This is a genomic window from Globicatella sanguinis, from assembly GCF_002847845.2.
In the GTDB taxonomy this organism is placed as follows: Bacteria; Bacillota; Bacilli; order Lactobacillales; family Aerococcaceae; genus Globicatella; species Globicatella sanguinis.
This window is the reverse complement of sequence record NZ_CP126962.1, coordinates 2,413,149-2,434,397: the sequence shown is the minus strand read 5'-3', so window position 1 is coordinate 2,434,397 and position 21,249 is coordinate 2,413,149. Positions and strand designations below refer to the sequence as shown.

Annotated in this window: 15 protein-coding genes and 1 pseudogene; 1 reads left to right on the top strand and 15 read right to left on the bottom strand. The window is 35.7% G+C overall.

What is annotated here, in order from left to right:
- Nucleotides 1-510: 510 nt before the first annotated feature.
- From CYJ72_RS10750 to CYJ72_RS10740, 3 genes are all read right to left on the bottom strand, one after another.
- On the bottom strand, nucleotides 511-2,040 hold the full coding sequence (locus CYJ72_RS10750) for a helicase HerA-like domain-containing protein (protein ID WP_284629815.1): 1,530 nt from the start codon (nucleotides 2,038-2,040) through the stop codon (nucleotides 511-513).
- 201 nt (nucleotides 2,041-2,241) lie between these two features.
- Entirely contained in the window at nucleotides 2,242-2,676 is a 435-nt protein-coding gene (locus CYJ72_RS10745) for a gamma-glutamylcyclotransferase family protein (RefSeq protein ID WP_284629814.1), read from the bottom strand.
- Nucleotides 2,676-3,356: a YggS family pyridoxal phosphate-dependent enzyme gene (locus tag CYJ72_RS10740; protein WP_284629813.1), complete on the bottom strand. Its 681-nt coding sequence runs from the start codon at nucleotides 3,354-3,356 to the stop codon at nucleotides 2,676-2,678. The genes CYJ72_RS10745 and CYJ72_RS10740 overlap by 1 nt, the downstream gene beginning before the upstream one ends.
- A 162-nt stretch (nucleotides 3,357-3,518) precedes the next feature.
- Here CYJ72_RS10740 and CYJ72_RS10735 point away from each other — a divergent pair, with 162 nt between their 5' ends.
- Nucleotides 3,519-3,980: a hypothetical protein gene (locus CYJ72_RS10735; protein ID WP_284629812.1), complete on the top strand. Its 462-nt coding sequence runs from the start codon at nucleotides 3,519-3,521 to the stop codon at nucleotides 3,978-3,980.
- 148 nt (nucleotides 3,981-4,128) lie between these two features.
- Here CYJ72_RS10735 and CYJ72_RS10730 read toward each other — a convergent pair whose 3' ends face one another.
- The 12 genes and pseudogenes from CYJ72_RS10730 to CYJ72_RS10675 form a co-directional block, all read right to left on the bottom strand.
- Nucleotides 4,129-4,305, bottom strand: coding sequence for a hypothetical protein (locus CYJ72_RS10730; protein WP_180764853.1), 177 nt, complete (start codon nucleotides 4,303-4,305; stop codon nucleotides 4,129-4,131).
- A 59-nt stretch (nucleotides 4,306-4,364) separates the two neighbouring features.
- Nucleotides 4,365-4,748 (bottom strand): annotated as a pseudogene (locus CYJ72_RS10725) (PTS mannitol transporter subunit IICBA); the annotation flags it as partial.
- A gap of 363 nt (nucleotides 4,749-5,111) precedes the next feature.
- Nucleotides 5,112-6,914: a glutamine--fructose-6-phosphate transaminase (isomerizing) gene (glmS, locus tag CYJ72_RS10720; protein WP_284629811.1), complete on the bottom strand. Its 1,803-nt coding sequence runs from the start codon at nucleotides 6,912-6,914 to the stop codon at nucleotides 5,112-5,114.
- 1,437 nt (nucleotides 6,915-8,351) lie between these two features.
- Entirely contained in the window at nucleotides 8,352-9,422 is a 1,071-nt protein-coding gene (locus CYJ72_RS10715; RefSeq protein ID WP_066126269.1) for an ABC transporter substrate-binding protein, read from the bottom strand.
- Nucleotides 9,423-10,187 (bottom strand): ABC transporter permease, encoded by a 765-nt coding sequence (locus CYJ72_RS10710; RefSeq protein WP_071409348.1) that lies wholly within the window; start codon nucleotides 10,185-10,187, stop codon nucleotides 9,423-9,425.
- A 37-nt stretch (nucleotides 10,188-10,224) separates the two neighbouring features.
- Nucleotides 10,225-11,043 carry an ABC transporter permease gene (locus tag CYJ72_RS10705; protein WP_284629810.1) on the bottom strand — a complete coding sequence of 273 codons (819 nt, stop codon included), beginning with the start codon at nucleotides 11,041-11,043 and terminating at the stop codon, nucleotides 10,225-10,227.
- Between the two features lie 10 nt (nucleotides 11,044-11,053).
- On the bottom strand, nucleotides 11,054-12,142 hold the full coding sequence (locus CYJ72_RS10700) for an ABC transporter ATP-binding protein (protein WP_284629809.1): 1,089 nt from the start codon (nucleotides 12,140-12,142) through the stop codon (nucleotides 11,054-11,056).
- 536 nt (nucleotides 12,143-12,678) lie between these two features.
- A complete protein-coding gene (locus CYJ72_RS10695; RefSeq protein ID WP_101813655.1) occupies nucleotides 12,679-13,167 on the bottom strand; it encodes a Fur family transcriptional regulator in 489 nt (162 codons plus the stop codon).
- A 128-nt stretch (nucleotides 13,168-13,295) separates the two neighbouring features.
- Nucleotides 13,296-14,831 carry an ATP-binding cassette domain-containing protein gene (locus tag CYJ72_RS10690; protein WP_284629808.1) on the bottom strand — a complete coding sequence of 512 codons (1,536 nt, stop codon included), beginning with the start codon at nucleotides 14,829-14,831 and terminating at the stop codon, nucleotides 13,296-13,298.
- Between the two features lie 231 nt (nucleotides 14,832-15,062).
- The gene (locus CYJ72_RS10685) at nucleotides 15,063-15,914 is read right to left on the bottom strand and encodes a Cof-type HAD-IIB family hydrolase (protein ID WP_180764822.1); all 852 of its coding nucleotides are present in this window, start codon (nucleotides 15,912-15,914) and stop codon (nucleotides 15,063-15,065) included.
- 735 nt (nucleotides 15,915-16,649) lie between these two features.
- Nucleotides 16,650-18,494, bottom strand: coding sequence for a beta-N-acetylhexosaminidase (locus tag CYJ72_RS10680; RefSeq protein WP_101813658.1), 1,845 nt, complete (start codon nucleotides 18,492-18,494; stop codon nucleotides 16,650-16,652).
- The gene (locus CYJ72_RS10675) at nucleotides 18,491-21,241 is read right to left on the bottom strand and encodes an alpha-mannosidase (protein WP_284629807.1); all 2,751 of its coding nucleotides are present in this window, start codon (nucleotides 21,239-21,241) and stop codon (nucleotides 18,491-18,493) included. Before CYJ72_RS10675 ends, CYJ72_RS10680 begins: the two co-directional genes overlap by 4 nt.
- Nucleotides 21,242-21,249 lie beyond the last annotated feature (8 nt).

Below are 21,249 nucleotides of genomic sequence, written 5' to 3'. Positions count from 1 at the left end.
ATCTATTCAAAGCTAAAGCGATTATCATTTCATTAACTATCATCATTTAAAACGCGCCTTATTAGACCGTTACAAACGACCTTATAAGGCGCATTAAATTGTATATTGTGACTGGCCAAACACTTTATAAATTCAATCAAGTATTATTCATTAACGATAAGCGCAGTGGTTAAGTGCTATCAAACTCCGTCTCAAAGAAATAAGGCATTAAGGCCGGGCATAAACTTGATAAACTTAGTTAAGATTATTGTTCGTTAATTAATAGCGCAGTGGTTGAGTCATAACCCTTTGCATTTTGTAACCATTTTATTACCCATCACCTGTGTGGTCATGCGCAGACGAAACGAAAATCATTCAATTTTCTACTTCTGGTCTACTACCAACTGTGCGCTGGGGAACAGGCAAATCAAATCTTCTCATTTTCTATTGCTTGCCAATGCCCAACTGTGCGCGGAGTCAACAGACAAAGCGAAAATTCCTGAGTTATTCTACTGCTTGCCCATACCAGCATTATTTATTTTTTAAGATACCAGTTAAACCACGTGAAATCGCTCGTCCTAATTCACGCCCCACTGAACTCATTAAATTTTTGGTTAAACGATTCATCGGTGAATCACTACGACGATAACTACTATTGGGTTCAGCAGCCTGCTTTTTAGCGGCTTGAGCTTGTTCTTTCAGCAAACGTTCTTGTTCTTTTTGCAAACGTTCCATTTCTTTTTCATTGGCTACCCGTTCTGCTTCAGCTAATAAAGCTTGTTCTTTGGCTGCTATTTGGGCATTAATCATTTCATGCGCACTTTCGCGATCAATTGGTGTTTCATATTTAGGCATTAACTCTGAATTATTTAATAGGCTAGCTAAGACCGAATGATCAATTGTCCCTAAATGACTTTTAGGTGGCCAAATCGTCACGATATCCGCTACTTTAGGTGTACCATCTTGATCTAAAGTTGAGACAACTGCTTGACCTACTTTTAGCTCTTGGATTGCACGAGCCATATCGACCGTTTCTGTTTGACGGAAACTATCAGCAACAGCTGCTACTGTCTTTAACTCTTTTGGCGTAAATGCTCGTAGCCCATGTTGAATTCTATTGCCTAATTGAGCAGCCACTCGATCTGGGATATCCAATGGATTTTGGGTGACAAAAAAGACCGCTACTCCTTTTGAACGAATTAAGCGAACCACTAACTCTATTTTTTCTAATAAAACTTCCGGTGTCTTATTAAACATTAAATGCGCTTCATCAAAGAAAAAGACCAATTTGGGTTTATCTACATCACCCACTTCTGGTAATGTTTCATAAAGATTTGCTAAAACTGCTAATAAAACTGTCGCATATAAAGTAGGCTGTTGGCTCAATGCTACAGCATTTAACACATTAATAATCCCGCGTCCTTGACTATCTACGCGCATTAAATCTTCTAGTTCTAAGGCAGGCTCACCAAAAAAAGCGCCTGCTCCTTGTTGTTCCAATACGACGATTGAACGTAAAATGGCCCCTACAGAAGAAGAAGCGATATTACCATAGTGTTTACTTAACTCACTCGCATTTTCCAATACATAGTTTAACATTGCCCGTAAGTCCATCAAGTCAATTAATAATAAACCTTGTGCATCCGAAACGGCAAAAACAATATTCAGTATACCTGTTTGAATCTCATTCAAACCTAAAATACGCGCTAATAAAACCGGTCCTATTTCAGAGATAGTCATCCGTAATGGTATCCCCTGTTTTGATAGAGCATCCCATAATTCCACACTATACTCAGCCGTTTCATAATGATCGTAATGAGTAGCGGCTAACCGTTCAGGATCAACCTCACCATTACCCGCTTGGGCAAGGCTCATTAAATCTCCTTTGATATCAGCTAAAAAGACGGGTATCCCTGCTTCACTTAATTGCTCAGTAATAACCTTTAACGTAACCGTTTTTCCAGTACCGGTTGCACCCGCAATAATACCATGACGGTTTAATAATTTTAAGTTAAGTGTAGCTGGATCTTTACCGTAACCAAATTGAATTGTCTCAACCATTGTGCGCACGCTCCTTCAAGTATGATAAATATATCGTACCATAATTAATGCAAATTAAATATATAAAAATCTTGTCTACTAGAAAAATATTCAGCTAGTCATAATAAAAACCTTTCGCCGATGTAGTGAGTTAAAAAGTTAGCTTAAAACCCAACTTTTGTCGTTTCACCTCACTCCACTTTAGGCAAAAGGTTTAATTAATTATGATTTTATAACATTCTGACTTTCTTTAAGCGCCGTTTCCAAGATTGCTTTATCGAAATCAAATTTATCATAAGCTGCTGCGATAATATTGTAATATTCATCGGAAGGCAGACCTAAGCCATATTGTTCAACCATATAATAATACATGACCACTTGACCGTTTAATTCAATTTCAGCCTTTTCATAAAAATTAGGATAATCTTCGTATCGATCTAAACTCGCTTCATCAGACTGTGAAATTTCCCATAATAAAACGGGAACTTGACGCGTGTCATCTTTTTGGATAGTAGCATAAGAACGATTAGGTGCCCCTGTAAAAGCTAAGCGAAATCCAGGTAACATCGTTACCTCTAACAATTTTGCCTCAGGACAACGATGAGCCATTTGTTCCACACTCATATTACTACCATATGCTAAATAAATTTTACTCATCATATCACTCCTTCAAAAAATGCTGTGCCTACCCTAACAAAAGTAGCGCCTTCTTCGACTGCAATCTCATAATCTTGAGACATTCCCATACTTAATTCCGTACAGGGTGCATGTAGCCATCCCATTTTTTCGATTTGAATTTGTAATTGTTTTAATTCACCAAAATACTGACGTAATGCCGCTTCAGTTGCATCAATCGGTGCCATCGTCATTAACCCTACGACACGGATATGATGATAATCGGCAATACTCTCAATCCATTCAACTACTTCTTCAGGTTTAAAGCCACTTTTAGAAGCTTCCCCACTAACATTTACTTGTACAAAGCAATTGACGACAGATTGCGCACGTTTTTGAATTTCTTTGGCTAATGAAGGTCGGTCTAAAGAATGTAAATAATCGATCTCGTTAATGACATCCTTAACCTGTCTTGTCTGTAAATTACCAATATAATGCCATACTGCCTTATCTAAATGTATTAATTGACGATATTTTTCCACAAAAACATTCGGACGATTCTCACCAAAATGATGAATCCCATTTTCATATAAAGCTTCCATCATTTCAATCCCTACTGTTTTTGTAACCGCCACTAATGTTGCCACTTGACCTAAATTTTTATGACTATTAATGACGCGTTCAATCATATGCTGATTTTGCCTTAATTGTTCCAAATTCATCTAGTTCCCACCCTATCACTATTAAAAAAATTTAGTTCGTTTATTCTATCACTTATCACAGTATACCATATTATTCAGCGTAAATAATGTGTAAAACGTTTTCTAAATAAAGTAATTTAAGATATAATAGAATTAGTAAAACTTATTGGAAGGAAGGATTCTATGACTCAGACAGTTTATACAAATTATTGGGTTAATCGTCGTAATAAATTAAAAAAAGAACACGGCAGTTATCCAACTGAAGAACAAGCGATTAAAGGCATTGAAACTTGGTGGGAAATCCATAAAGAAAAGTACAAAGAGGTCAAACATGTCCGTACCAACACTGGCGCTTTAGAAATTTATTATGGTGATGATAACTATTATTATCGTATTGAACAACGCCAAATATCAGGTAGTCTGCCATCGCTTAAGTATAAACTAAAAACTGATGGTGAAATCAATTCACTTCGCAAACAAAATAACTTACGAGACGATTTATATTTATTCGATGAATTAGCTGAACCCTATCGTGATCGATTGATTGTCACGATGGCTGATGCCCAAAAAGTACGCGACTTCGTTTACACTGAAAAAGGTGCACCGATTATTAAATTAACTGAAATCAAACAAATGCCACGCTAATCGTGTCATTAGCTAAAAACTCCAAAGCAAAGTATAATCCAATAAAGCCTCCTTCACTCTCTTTTGAGAATGAGGGAGGCTTTAATAATTTACTGCTTTTAAAATTAGGTTGAGAACTTTAAACTAAACAAACCAATAAGTAGCTAAATTAACCAATATATGCCTTCACAATGCGATCAATGATCGTTTGATCTTGTAATTGGGTCACTTCTTTAATAACTTCCTCTACCGATTTTTCTTTTAACATTGATTGTAGTTGTACTGCTTGTTCATCGGCAGGGTCATTATATTTTAAGATTTGAACCGTAGTTATTTCTCTCGTCAAAATAATATTATTTTTGCCTCTTTATTCTTTTTGTGATTTAATTATTATTTCAATTGGTCAACAATACCACTTGGGAAGTTGTTGATTAACATTTCAAATCCAGTTAGGATTTTATCACCAAAAGCTTCATCAATTTTTATGATAGCATAACCACCTAATGGACCTAACATCATGGCACCTAATAACATTGGAATTCCTGATCCAACAATGGCACCCATCGTTGCAACTGTCCCTACGACACCTCCACGGAACCCATGAACCATTTCCCCACCTTTAAAAGCAATTAATAATGGGATTAAGTAGTTAATCATTGGACCTACTAAACCAGCGATATGTTCATTTGGCAAATAGCCATCTGGAATAAATAACGCTGTAATAATACCCCAAGCAATTAATGCTCCAATGTTTGGCATGACCATACCACTTAGGTAAGAACCTAATTTTTAAATTGTTGATTGTGATGATTTCATCAAAATCGCTCCTCTCTTTTTTCTGTACCTTAAGTATATGGGAAAGATAGTGCTTTCACAACGGGTCAACAATGCATACTTTGTCAGACTATTGGTCATTTATTTTGACAAGATTGACTAATTTTGAGCGTTTTCATTGATTGAATCTGATTTTTTGTCAAAATGGCTACTTTTTGAGAGATTGTTTGTCACTGAACGAGGAAAGTTGATTAATTAATCTATTTCTTCCACTAAATCATTCAATGGTAAAATAGCTACTTACGTTCATTACCCAAAAAATCCCACCTCGACTTTTAAAGTCAAGATGGGATTTAATTCTAATCATTCAAATGATAATTATTCAACGGTCACGGATTTTGCTAAGTTACGGGGTTTGTCAACGTCTAAGCCTCTATGTAAAGCTGTATAGTAAGCTAATAATTGTGTCACTACTACAACACCTAAAGGTGCTAATAATGTTGGCATATTTGGCAAGATAAAGAAGTCATCTTCGTTGGCTACTTCTTCAGTACTAATGACTATTGCTTTAGCTCCACGCGCTTTAACTTCTTCCACGTTACCACGTGTATGAGCCGCCACAGCTGGATTACTAATTAAAGCAATGACAGGTACCCCTTCTTCAATTAAAGCGATGGTACCATGTTTTAATTCTCCTGAAGCGAAAGCTTCTGTTTGGATGTAAGAAATCTCTTTTAATTTCAAAGCAGCTTCCATCGAAACATAGTAATCAGATAAACGTCCAATGTAGAAAGCATTGCGATTTTCAATTAAATTATTTTGAACCCACTCTTCTAACATCGATTTTTCTGATAAGACACCTTCCATAATCGCTGCAATTTTACTTAATTCTTGATGCATATCGAATAAAGCAGGTAAATTACGTTCTACACGCATCGCTTCTGCAATGATTGACATAACCGCAATTTGGGCTGTATAAGCTTTGGTAGAAGCTACAGCAATTTCTGGTCCAGCGTATAATAACATGGTATAAGTTGCTTCACGTGATAATGTAGAACCTTTAACATTGGTGATTGTTAATGAATGGTAACCTAATTCATTGACTTTAACTAATGCTTGACGACTATCAGCCGTTTCACCACTTTGAGTTAAGAAAATAAAGAATGGTTTGTCCCCTAATAATGGAATATCATAACTAAATTCACTTGCTAAATGAACTTCAACTGGCGTTTTCGTTAATTTTTCAATCACAGATTTACCAACCCAACCTGCATTGTAACTTGTACCACATGCCACAATATGAATACGGTCCGCATTTAATAAATCGGCTTTTAATTCAGGTTCAATTTCAAATTGATCTTCTGAATTCGTATACTCAGAAATTAAACGACGAATCACCGTCGGTTGCTCATCAATTTCTTTAATCATATAGAAAGGATAAGTGCCTTTTTCTAAATCATCCGCATCTAGTTCCGCAATAAATGGTTGACGATCAACCACTTCACCAGAATATTTTTCGATTTGCACATGATTTTCAGTTAAAGTCACTAATTCTTTATCATGGATTTCTAAATACTGGTTAGTCATTTGAATCGCAGCCATCGCGTCAGAACAGATTAAATTAAATCCTTCTCCTAATCCGACTAATAATGGACTTTTATTTTTTGCTGCATATAAAGTATCAGGATCTTCATTATCAATTAAACTGAACGCATAAGAACCTTCAATAACTGATAAAGCTTTTAAGAAAGCAGTTTTAGTGTTTATACCTTCATTTGAAAAATGTTCTACTAAGGCTACCGCTACTTCTGTATCAGTATCTGAATAGAAATTAACATCAGCTAAATATTGTTCTTTGATTTGAGTATAGTTTTCAATTACACCGTTATGAACTAAAACGAAACGTCCATTTGGTGATGTATGAGGATGGGCATTTTCCACTGTTGCAGGACCATGAGTAGCCCAACGTGTATGTCCAATTCCAATTGAAGCCGGCAAATCAAAATCAACATTTGCTTTTAAATCTGCAATACGACCTACTTCTTTAAATAAACCATTATGAGTTTCATCTTTTACATAAATACCAGCTGAATCATAACCACGGTATTCTAATTTTTCTAACCCATTAATCAAAAATTCTTGTACTTTACCATTACCAACAAAACCTACTACACCACACATATAAATATCTCCTTTTTATATCAATTTATATTGCTTTTAGGTGTTGTGTTTCTTTTTGTGAGAACCTTTCGGTTATTCTTTGTAGAAACACTGTAGACTACACTGCCTTGAACCATCCGCCGAATCTTTCGATAAGTTCAATCCTCGTCACCTTTTCAGGCCTGGCGCTATCCGATATTATTTTTATCCTCCTATAAGTTATTTTCTAAAAGCTTTTTTATTTTACCCTTTTTTTCATGAAAATGTCAAGAACTTGCGACCTAATTCACAAGGTTTCTATGATAATTTTCATGTTGTTCTGCTTGATAGAATAAAAGGCCTAAAAGTTGAGCCCTTTATTTTCTTAAATTTCGTCTATATAAAATTATGTATAAAAGTTACAATAAGATTACTCAATTTGTTGCATGTAACTTTCCCCAGTTACAAACCAATGCAACAATCTAATCAGCTACCGCCAAGTATTTAATCAACCAAAATAGATACTCTTCAAATCAGCTATCTCTACTCACTCCGTCATACCTTACCCGAAGGCGAAAGGCATCAGCAGAAATTTTTCGTGAGGAAAATTTCAACCTCTTAAACCTCTCTCTTTCTCTCTTTTTTATGAATAATTATGCGTTAGTTTATTATCATTAGTAAAGCCAAGGTTTTATTTTCTTACAAAATGTGTATGAGTCATTATTAATAAAGTTAAGCAAAACAGATAAGTTAGTAGATTGTTATTAGCAATGTTAAGCATAAATTCTGCATGAGTTTGGGCAAAAACTTTTTAAATTCTGTTCAGGCATATCTATTTAATTCAAAGCGCAGTGGTTGAGTGGTCTCAATATGCGTCTTAATGACTTGTTTGAGACCTACTCAACTGTGCGGGGGTGGGCAGACGAAGCGAAAATCAACTGATTTTCGACTTCTTGCCCACTCCCAAGAATTTAAGTCTGTATGTTCTTCGAAGAAAACAGAAAGACGGTGCCATTGCTCCTTCATGTCAATTAGCTATCGTCTTATACATCCTCAATCCACATGCTCCCTTTCCCGAAGGTGAAAGGCATCAGCAGAAATTTTTCGTGAGGAAAATTTCAACCACATAAACTATCTCTTTTTCTTTTTTTATGATAGATGATTAAACGTTAGTTTATTATCATTAGTAATGACTAGGATGTATTTTTGCATGAGCGCTGTTGAACTTTAGTTCTTACAGCGCCTCAGAAAATCAAGTCTGTAGGTTCTTCGAAGAAAACCGAAAGACGGTCCCATTACTCTTCAATGATAATAAACTAACAAAAAATCATTCATTGCTCTTAAATAACAATCCACTAACGAAATAATAAAATATTACTCTTCAATGATAATAAACTAACAAATAAATCATTCCTAGCCATTTCTCATCAATCAAAAAACTCCCCACTCATAAAGTGAGGAATTTCTTGCAAAAAAAAACTATCTTGGTTCCATTTTAATCTCTAAATACAAATCATTAAAATGAATTAAACTTTCTTGTCCTAAATTAGCATAGACTTCTAAATGGCTAATCGTATCATCACTTGGATAGAAAGCTTCATCCGATGTGATTTCTGGATCTAACAAATCAAACGCAGCCTTATTCGGTGTTGAATAACCAATATACTCTGCATTACGCGCCGCAATCTCTGGACGCATTAAAAAGTCAATTAAAGCATGTGCTCCTTCTACATTTTTAGCATTTTTTGGAATCACAATATTATCGAACCAAATATTAGAACCTTCCTCCGGAACGACATAGACAAGGTCTTCATTTTCCTCCATCGCCATCGCTGCTTCACCTGAAAACGTCACACCAATTGGCGCTTCATCTTGCACTAAATGCATTTTAATTTCATCAGCCGCTAAAGCAATCACATTCGGCATTAAAGCTTTCATCTTTGCAGTCGCCACAGTTAACGCCGTCTCATCGGTATCATTTAGTGAAAAACCAAGCGACTGTAACCCAATGCCTAGCACTTCACGAGCCCCATCAATTAATAAAATTTTATTTCTTAAATCATCAGCCCACAAATCATCCCAATGATGAATCTCGCGCCCCACTTTATTAGGATCATAAACTATTCCTAAAGTACCCCAGAAATACGGCACTGAATATTTATTATCCGGATCGAATGATAAATCCATAAAACGACTATCAATATTCTTAATATTAGGCAATAAATCATAATTTAAAGGTTGTAACATATCATTTTCCATTAACTGTTCAATCATATATTCACTTGGCACCAGAATATCATAGGTAGTACCACCTTGTTGAACTTTAGAAAACATCGCTTCATTAGAATCGAAAGTCTCATAAATAATACGATAACCTGTTTCCTCTTCAAATTCAGAAATCAATGCTGGATCAATATAATCTCCCCAGTTATAAAAGACAATGGTATTACCACCCGCCATACCACTACTTGCTTCTAAACGGTGACGAAGGAAAAATAACACGCCAACTGCTAATAATAGGGCTATTACTGCATTAAGTAATTTTTTCATCTACTTCGCCCCTTTCGCTTTACGACGTTTTTGTTCACTCATTTGGATGAAATAATAACCCACCACTAATGCCAACGCTAATAAGAACATCAAGGCACTTAAAGCATTAATCTCTAAACTAATACCTGTACGTGCTCTTGAATACACTTCAACCGATAATGTACTAAAGCCATTACCCGTTAAGAAGAAAGTCACGGCAAAATCATCTAGTGAATAGGTAAAAGCCATAAAGAACCCGGCAAATATACCACTGCTAATACTTGGTAATATAATATGACGCACAGTTTGACCATGAGTAGCACCTAAGTCTTGAGCAGCCGTAAGCATTGAAGGATTCATCTCATATAAACGTGGTAACACCATTAATACCACAATCGGAATATTAAATGCAATATGTGCAATTAATACCGTTCCAAAGCCCATTTGCACAGGGATTAAAATAGAGAATAAAATTAAAAAGCTAGCCCCCATCATAACATCAGGTGTCACCATTAACACATTATTGAGATTCAAAATCGTATTACGTTGTTTTTTACTACGATTAAAGTAGATAGCAATCGCACCAAAAGTCCCAATAATGGTGGCAATTAAGGCAGAAAGTATCGCCACAATAAAAGTATTAATAATAAAAGTCATCAATCTTGTATCTTGAAATAATGTCTGATAATGCTCTAAGGTAAAGCCAGTAAAGCCTGTCATATCGCCACCCTCATTAAAAGAATACATAATTAAATAAAAGATTGGCGCATATAAAATAAGAAACATTACGACGATATATAAATTTTGCCATTTAAAACGACGATTACTCAACCAAAGCACCTCCTTGATCACGGCGCTCACGTGTTACATACATTACCAAGACCATTGAAATTAACAAGATAACCCCAATAGCCGAACCCATGCCCCAATTTTGAGTCACTAAGAAATGTTGTTCAACCGCCGTCCCTAATGTAATAACCCGATTTCCTCCAATTAAACGTGTTAACATGAAAAGCGACAAGGAAGGAATAAAGACTGCTTGTACCCCACTACGAACGCCACGCATAGATAAAGGGAATACCACTCGTTTTAAAGTCTCCCACGGTGTCGCTCCTAAGTCATTACTCGCTTCCATTAATGAATTAGGAATTTCATCAATCGAGTTAAAAATCGGTAACATCATAAACGGTAATTCGATATAGGCCGCAACAATTAAAAAGGCCACATTAGTGAATAGTAATTGTTGACGACCAAAACCAAAATTCTGTAACCAATGATTAATCGGTCCCGTTTGACCTAATAAACCAATAAAAGCATACGTTTTAAGTAATAAATTTATCCAAGTCGGCAAAATAATTAACAATAACCACAATTGTTTGTTTTTAGTTTTGGTTAAAAAATATGCCATTGGATACGCCATTAAAAAGGTTACCAAGGTCACTAAAAACGCATAGAAGAAAGAGGACAAAGCCATGCGAATATAGTTACCTGAGGTAAAGAAATTAATATAATTTTGAAAAGTGAAATGGCCATTAATATCAAAAAATGACTTGAACAGTAACAAAATAATCGGTGCAATGACAAAGAGTAGTATCCATAAATAATATGGAATTGCCAATAAATGATTCTTCTTTTGATTCATTTACTCCCTCCTAATCTTCATATTGTTCTAAACGGGCATCAAATTCTTCTTCTGTTTCATTAAAACGCATAACATGGATTTGATCTGGTTCGAAAAACAAGCCAATAACCGCTCCCGGTTCTACTTTCTTTGTTGTATGAACCATCCATTCATTCCCTGCATCATCATAGGCAATGACTTCATTAAACATCCCTCTAAATAGCATCGTATCAACATGGGCCACTAACTTTCCATTTTCAGGAGCTACCACATCAATATCCTCAGGTCGAATCACTATTTCTACCGCTTCACCACTTGGGATTCCGGCATCTTCACAGTCAAATTCTTTGCCAACAAACGCAACACGATAGTCTTCAATCATTCGCGCATTAATAATATTACTTTCCCCAATAAAATCAGCTACATAACGGTTAATTGGCTCATCATAAATATCTGAAGGTGTGCCTGATTGTACGATTTCACCTTTATCCATTACAAAAATCCAATCAGACATAGCTAAAGCTTCTTCTTGATCATGAGTAACAAAAACAAACGTAATATTCAAACGTTGTTGTAATTCACGTAATTCATACTGCATATCGGTACGTAATTTTAAGTCTAAAGCCGAAAGAGGTTCATCTAATAATAATACCTCTGGTTCATTGACTAAAGCGCGGGCAATCGCTACCCTTTGTCTTTGTCCTCCCGACATTTCTTGAATATCACGATTTTCATATCCTTCTAATCGTACCATTTTTAATGCTTCTTTTACTTTCGTTTCAATGGTAGCTTTATCCATTTTTTTCATCGTAAGGCCGAATGCAATATTATCAAATACATTCATATGAGGGAACAAAGCGTAATCTTGAAAAACGGTATTTACTTTACGTTTATTAGCTGGAATCTCAGTGACTTCCTTTCCATCCAAATAAACCTTACCAGTAGTCGCTTCCGCAAAACCAGCAATGATTCGTAAAATCGTGGTCTTCCCACAACCAGAAGGACCTAATAGCGTATAGAACTTTCCTTTTTCGAGTTCCATATCAATTTGCTTCAAAACTTGGGTATCACCATAGGATTTTGTGACATTTTCAAGTATGACTGTATGATTTGTTTGCATTTCAACACTCCTTTATTTCAGCATTCAAAATGAATTATAGCATAATATTTTGCCTAAACAATATCTTTTCACAAAGTTATTTATTTGTTTTTTAAATAACCTGTCTTATGGATTCAACAGAATTTAAAAAGACTATGCCTAGCTTCTTAATAACGCATTTTATGGCCACTCAACCACTGCGCTTTTTATTACCGAGCACTAACTTGACTAAATTTTTCGAGATGATGCTCATCCTCTCTATTGCTTATTTTATATAAAAAATAAGGGAGTGGGCAAGAAGTAGAAAATTAAATAATTTTCGCTTCGTCTGTCCACCCCCGCACAGTTGAGTAGGCCTCGAACAAGTCGAAAGACGAAGTTCGAAGCCACTCAACCACTGCGCTTTTAATAAATAAGCACTAACTTGACTGAATTTTTCAAATTTATGTTCAATCTCGTTTAGACGCCATTTGAGACCACTCAACCACTGCGCTATTAATTAACGAACAATAATCTTAACTAAATTTTTCGAGTTTATGTCCAGCCTCTTTGATCCTTTAATCTCTTTCATTTTGACATTCCGGACAAATGCCAAACATCTCCATACTAACACTACTTACTTGATAACCTGTTGCTTCTTCAGCATCACCAATAAATGGTGTTAAATCACGGTATGGAAAATCTTCCACCCTGCCACATCTTTCACAAATGATATGAAAATGTTGATTACCAATAAAATCATAACGGCTAGTAATTCCTGCAAACTTCATTTCTTTAACATAGCCATGCTCAACTAAGGTACTTAAATTATTATAAACCGTAGCTAGAGACATGCCTGGATAGTTCGGTAATAAATCATCATAAATCTCTTCAACTGTTGGATGAGAATGACTTTCAACCATATAAGTTAATATCGCGCGTCGAGGCTCCGTAATCCGAACATGTTTTTCTTTTAATTCTGCTAAAATTCGTTCAACGGTCTTACGCGCATCATCACTATGTGTTCTTGATAAATAGCTATGATGATCATTTGCATGATGAGTCATCTTTATGCGCCTCCTATTTTGTCTATTTATTTTATTATAGCATTCTAACCCCTATCTATAAAGCTTTTTTACCTACTTGTAATAATTTCGTTAATTTTACACTTTAGTCATTGGAAGCGATACATTCATTATTGCTTTTGATTAGATAATCGTTCCAGTGCATCGTGAGTTAAACGATAATGTCGATGACATACCTCTTGATTAAAAAGACGATCATGCGAAACAACAATCAAACACCCTTCAAAATTCTGAAAGATTTGGCGAACCTCTCTTTGTGACAAAGGTGAAAAATTACGCGTCGGCTCATCCACAATCAATACATTCACTTGATCCAAATCCATCTTCAATAATAATAACTTAGCTTTTTGACCACCTGATAATTCACCTATCGCATGATGCATTTCATCATAAGTAAAACGAATACTACCTAAAAATGTGGTCACTAAGGTGATTTCATCTTTCTCGTCACTCCGTTTTAAAAATTCAATCGGCGTCTGATCATAAGGTAATACTTGACTATAATCTTGTGGCATATAACCGACTCTTAAATCCGTTCGTTTTTTTAAATCTTGATAGATTTTTTTCAACAAAGTTGTCTTCCCAATACCATTGGCACCGATAATACCAATTTTATCTTGTCCATGAATCACTAATCCTAATTGCGAAATGTTACACTGCTGATTATTAAAAGATTGATCCTGATAATTAAGGACTATTTTTGAAGCTGATAATGGTTGATAGCAACGGAGTTTAACTAAAATAGCCTCTTCTTTTACAGGGATTTCTTTAAAGAATTCGGTCGACTTGTGTAATCGATCTTGTGTGGCTAAAACATTTTTCATCTTTTTAGCAATTAATCTGCCTGCTGTTGCATCATGGGTATTGCGAACTTGATGCTCCACCGCTTGATGAATTTGATGTTGTCGTTGCATTTGCTTCTTATGCTCTTCTCTTTGCTTAGTAGCGATTTGCAAATCCTTATCAAATTGTCTTTCTCTATTTTGAATAAAGGTATCATAGTCAAGATTAACCAAGGTCGTTTTGGTCACTTTCTTATGATGTTGCGTCTCAAATAATATCAAACGATTAGCGGTTTGCGTTAATAAAGTTTCATCATGTGAAATGAAAATGATTGTTTTTTCTGTATTTTTAATAAAATAGGTCAACCATTCAAGCGTTTCAAAATCCAAATCATTAGACGGTTCATCGAGCAAAATAAGTTGTGGATCTTGTGCTAACATCTTAATTAATTGAAGTTTTATTTTTTCTCCACCGGATAAACTCCCTAATAACTGATGAGAATCAAAGCGCTCGCTATCAAAACCTAGTTGAGAAGCATATTGATAAAGTAAATTAAAATCCATTTGCTCTAATGTACTCATATCAAACAAATAATGATTAATACTGACATCATTTAAAGATTCAGGCATAGTTTGTGGTAAATATCCCATTAAAATCGTTGTATTTATCAATTGACCTGTCACTTCTGCATAATCTTCAATTAGTCTCATATCGTAAATAGCCTTTAACAATGTTGACTTGCCATTGCCTTCTTCACCAATCAATGCCAACTTATCTCCTGGATTGATTGTCACCGTTAAATTATCAATTAACACTCTAAAATCATAGCGATGCGTAACGGTAAATTTATTTAGTTGTAACATACAAATTCTCCTTTCAATTAACTGTCAATTACCAACTGAAAGACTAAGTAAGAAAAATTTGTACGCAAAAAGACACAATAATCCATCCAATAGTGCCTAAGTGCATACTAATCCCTGTCATTATTACAATCACAGTCTATTAGCTTACTTAGTTACTATTGAATCATCATTGTGTCGATCAACTCCTTAAATTATTACTTATAGTATAACATAAAGACTTATTAAAAAGCATTATTTTTTATATAAATCTTGCTTTTTCATCGTTGCTAACATATGCTTGACCACCGCATGATCATTAGCATCGCCTATTTGATTTTTAGCTACTTTTTTAGCTATCTCCTTCGCTGAAGATGGGGCATAAGAATGAATAAAATATTCTAGCATTTCCACGTCATTAGAATCATTACCATAAACAGCTACTCGATCAGGATGCACATTAATTTTTTTCAATAAAGCTAAAATCCCTTGACGTTTATTCACATTTTGAGCCGTAATCTCAAAGTGGACTTCATCATTATAGGCATAACTAAAATGATCTTGATTAGCTTCTAAATATTCTACCAATCGTTGATGTTCCTCAGCTGAATTCGTAATACATTCTAATTTTAAAATACTTTTTGTTTTTAAAAATTCATCATCCACACCATAGTGGAACTGTCCTACTAAAAGATTTAATAAAGCACGTCCAAAATTTTTAAAGGTTGGGGTGTTTTTAAACCCCTTTAAAAAATGCTTAAAACGATTGTGCTTTACATAAGCTTGTTGCGCGGTTAAAAATTCAAAACTAATTTCAGGAAACATATCTTGAATTTCAATGATTTTTTTCGGTTCGATAGCGATAGTATCAATTATTTTACCTTTATTATCGATTACGAGTGCTCCATTCATGGCAATAATATACTGCGTATGCTTTAAAAATCCTAAGCCAAAACGTTGGTGGTTACGCATATGACGACCAGTCGCAACCGCAAAGCGATAGCCACGTCGATCCGCTTCTTCAATCGCTTGATTAATGGTTTTATCAGCAATATGATATTTATTTAATAAAGTCCCATCTAAATCACTAATAAACATTCTAATCATTTGATAACCCCCTATTGATGCTTGCCTTTCCATTATACAAAATACCTCAGCACTTTACTATACGAAATCAACAAGTTATCTCAATTTCTTACCTAAGCCCTATATTTTTATACACATCGCCTTTCAGACAATCAAACTTAAAAACGAATTACCAAGAATGGGCAAGAAGTAGAAAATCGAACAAAATTTCACTTAGTTTATTCACCCCGAAAAGTTGAGAGTGGACCAGAAGTAGAAGATCGAGTGATGCTCGCTTCGTCTACCCACCCCGCTTGTAGCCTGATTAGATTCGTCCGAAGTTTCAAATCGACATAATCCTTAATCAGATACAGACAACAGCGATTGAACTTTCGTTATGACAGTGGCTCAATTTTAATTGCGAAGTGGCTCAATTTTTAATTTCGAAATGGCTCATTTTTCATTTGCGAAATGGCTCAATTTTTAATTTCGAAATGGCTCATTTTTCATTTGCGAAGTGGCTCATTTTTTAATTGCGTAATGGCTCGTTTTTCATTTGCGAAGTGGCTCACTTTTTAATTGCGAAATGGGTCACTTTTTAATTGCAAAGTGGCTCACTTTTTAATTGCGAAATACAACAAAAAGACGGTCTCATTGCTCTTTAATGGTAGTAAACTCACAAAAAGAAAATGGACCGTTACTTTTTAATGTTGTCTCATTGACATTAACCCTTTTGACATCACTCTTTTATAATCTTCGTCAATCTAATATTTTCTTTTACCAAGTCGAACGACTTCTTGACATAATTTTTAGAGCACGATTATAGGTTATCGCTTGTTTTTCATTGCGACTCGCTTGTGGTGCACCATCTAAGCGTGGTTCTTCAAGTTCTGGTATCACCTCAATGTTTCCATTCACATAATCCATCAAACGACTAGCGGTAGACTTAGCACGCATCATCATCCCACCAAAGCGATGTTCAATAATCTCGAAGCCTTGAGGATTCGCTTCTGCTAACCAAACTCTTCTACGAGCCTCACATAAAGCATCTAGCGCCCTCTCTAAAGCTGGAAGATCGTTTTGGGCAATGTTTGCCAAAGTCTCTTTATTATCTTGATGATAAGCTTGCCAAATTTTTAATGGTAAATCCCATTTAATCGCTAATGTTTCGGCTAATTGAGAATAGAAATGGTTAATTAAGACATCGCCTCTTAATAACGAACTAAATTGACTCGCTAATTCTGTCATTTTTGCTCCATAATCCACTTCCATCGTCTCAATTTGTTCCATAAACATTGGCATTAATAAATCTTGATAGAGGAAATATTTAGACGGTGTCACATCCAAGGCTTTCATTTCATCGAACTCAGGTAATAAATCAATTTCACCTTGCCATAACCATTGAGTTAAAGTTAAACCAGTATAATCAATTAACCATTGGTTGAATACTTCTTCGTCATACTCTTGACTATCTAATAAAGCATATAACACTAATCCAAATTCTACTACTTGGAATGGTGCCTCACTCCCATCATCGCCCCATGCAGTCGCCATCACTTTCGCTACTTGTTTTTCTTTACACGCAGATAAAGCAGCGATGGATGTATAAAGGGTCTTCTTATGATGTGGGACATAACCACACCAACGCCAACTTCCTCCTGCAAAGTGTAATTGCTCAGTGATTTGACTACGCGTTTCAATACGATCAATATAATGTTTTTTTGATTCATTATAATAATCCCAATACATTAACTCGATTCCTTCAGGAACCTTAAACTCAGTCACATCTTCTAATTGGTTATACCATGAAAAGAACATATCATCCCAAACCATCGGGTTCCAACCAATTTCTTGACATAATTCAATCATAAACTCTAAATGTTCTTGCATAATTTGTGTTTTTGATTTTAAGCCAAATTCCGTTAAATAACTACCTCGACCTAAGTTATAGGCTTCATCCATTCCCAAATGAATCGTTTGCGTCGTAAAGCAGGATCTTAATGACGTTAACATTTGACGAATTAAGGTTTTGGTGGATTCCCGTCCAACATTTAAAATATCGTCAATGTCAACATATTGACTGTTTTCATGCTCCCATTCAAAGAACTGATTCAAATGAGCCAGCGTTTGAATACATGGTACCAACTCAATCCCTAATGTGTCCGCATATTGATTTAATTCTTTTAAATCGGCTTGACTATAGCGACCACGAAAAGCACCAAAATAAGGTTGTTCAGGTATTTCATAAGTATCTTCCATATAAAGCATATACCAAGTATGGCCCATTAAAGCCATTTTACGTAACAAACGTTTAACCGTCGGCACATTCGCAACCGCATTACGCGAATTATCTAACATTAACCCGTTTCGCTCAAAATGGTACTCAATTGTTAAGGGTAATGCTTTACCATGACGCCATTGCCAAATCGCTTGTACTGCATGAGGAATATCTTTGGCTTCAATCACCAACGCTGCTTGTTCTTGATACATTTTTACGGATAACTCATTAATCCAATTAATTTTTAAAACTTGTCCTTGAGGATCCAGTTTTACCTTTAAATCATCTGCTAATAATTTGACGGCTGCTTGTAAGGCTGGATCTTGAATGTGTAATTCTATCATAATATCAACTCCCAGTTAATTAAATACGTTTGAATCTGATGATTTTTAATACGATAGCGCTTTGTTTCCTCGGTGGTTTCATAAGGTTGTTCTAATAAGTTTACGGGTTGTAGTTCGATATTATCTAGCGTCAACTGACGAATATCTACTAACTCCTCACCCAAATTAACTAAGCGTATCGCTAAGTGCTGCTGGTCACGGCTCATTTTCACTGCTGTGATGACCAAGTGTTTTGGTAATGGTTGGGTAAAAATACGATCTAAAAACGCAAATTTCTTTTCAAATGTCGTTTCATCTTGAACTCGACTGAAAGGGGCATTAGTTAACAATGGAACAAATTGATAGCGTCCCGCAATCAAACTGTCTGTTTCTGCTTCTTCTGAATCCCATAGCGTGATGCTTAAATCTGATTGATAATCGTGTAAACATTGTGCTTCTGGTGTTGGGAAATAGCCCCAATCGCCCATTTCACCGGTACAGCGTAAGATCGTAATGGCTAAAGTGGTTCCGGAATCATCCGCATTGACTTCATATTCATAGTTACCATTGGAAGCAACCGTCAAGCCAAAACGTTGATGATTCTCCTCATTATGAATACTAACCGCATGTCTTGAAACTTGAGGATTACTTGGATTACGCCATTCTGCACTTACTTGATTAGCACGAGTCACGATTTCATAGTGACTGTCTGCTAAATGATGAGTACTAGATTGAGGTAAATGCCAAACCATTCGAATCCGATGATCTTTGACATCATTTTGACCTACAATCTTAACTAGAATACTTTTATCTGTCGGCTTTAAGGTATAAATCACTTGAATAGTTTGTTGCTTCATTTCACTTGAACGTCCACTCGTACGATTCGTAATATCGATTACCCGTCTTTGCTCTTCAAATAACTTTTCATCAGCTGAGATTGGCAATGACCATTGATAAGTCACCATTAAACGTTCTTCGAATAGTGTGGATTCTTTTTCAATAGAAGTGAGATGATCCTTACTAAAGATCCGCTCTCCTAATGATTCTTTGAAAATATATTCATTTCCACTATCACCCGTGTCTTCTAAAATACATTGACCCGCATAGGTTCTTTGTTGACGTTTATCGCGTAATGTTAAGCTGCCATTCGGTTCAACCGTAACCGCTAAATACTCATTTTCAATCGTTCGGTCCTGATTTACTTGCTGAGATGGTGTTGGTTGCTTCATTTCCTTAGTCGGCACTAAAAATAATTGTTTAACTGACATTGGTGCTAAGTCTTCCATCAAAATTTTCACCTGTGCGTATCGCGCCATATAAGGCACTCTAAAGCGGTCTTTTGGTAAATCATAATGATACTCAACACCCAAATCAATGATTTCAGCCTCGTATTCATTCCCCTCGGCGTCGATCACTTGCCATTGGCCAAAGTCCCATTGTTCCATCTTTTCAAATGCATTACTTGGAGACGTTTCGCTAAATTGACATCGTGCCATTTCCACCTTAACCGTCGCTATATCTGATTTTTTAACGGTAGTCGTATTCCAAATTTGAATAGCATAGGCAGATGCTTCAGGTTGTGCTGAAAAATGATAGCCAGATAATTGACTTAAAAATTCTGCCTGTAAATAATCCAGTACTGCTTCACATTGATCAAAACGTGCTTCCATCCCATGGATGACTTCATCCACACTACAAGCACAGATACTATCATGAGGATAATTTTGTAATAAAAGTTTCCAAGCAAAATCAATCTTATCGTATGGATAAGCATAACCATATTTTTGACAAATGACCGCTAATGGTTCAATTACTTGTTCTAATCGTTGTGATAACTCATGACTCCGTTGTTTTAAGTGAATGCGATTAGAGGCTGTATTGGCTAAGGTATACCAACCATCCGTTTCTTGTGAACGCAATTCACCTTTTACCGTTGATAATGCGGGTAAGCCTTCCGCCTTAATTGCTTGATAATACTGAGTAAAATTAGAATGAATAAAATGATAATCTGGGAATAATTCATTAGCCAGTTCGATTGCTTGGCTAATATCCGTTTGCACCGGTTGATGATCACATCCATTCATCATCAATAAGTGGCCCGTAGCCGCATACAGCTCTGCATCCGCTAATTTTTGTGTCCAAAATTTTTGGGCTGCCTCGGGTGTTGTCGGGATTTCATTGCCATTACTATACCAATTAGCAAACAAGATACCTAAGATTTCGTCTTGATTTGGACTTTGCCAATACATTTCTGAAAAAGTCGATTGAAAATCTCCTTCATTAATGACCACATTATTAAAGCCCGTTGGTTTAACTCCACGACCAAAGGTGGCAAATTCCATTCCCGTTTCTTTCACAATCTGTGGTATTTGACCCGATAAGCCAAATGTATCAGGAAAATAACCTACTTTTTCGCCTTCCACGCCCCATTTTTCTAGTTCTTGACTTCCAATTAGCGCATTGCGAACATTGGCTTCTTCACTAATTAAAAAAGCATCTTGTAAAATGTAATACGGTCCGATTCTTAATTTACCGTCATCAATCGCCTGTTGCAAGCGTTGCTTTTGATTAGGACGCACCTCTAAATAGTCATCTAAAGGTAGCGTATGACCATCGACATGAAAATATTTAAACTGCGGATCTGTATCAAATAAATCCAAAACGGTATCCAATAATTCTACCACGCGCATTCGATGTGCTTCAAAAGGTAGATACCATTCACGGTCTAAATGACTATGTGAAATAATATGAACTGTTTTCTTCGACATGATACCCT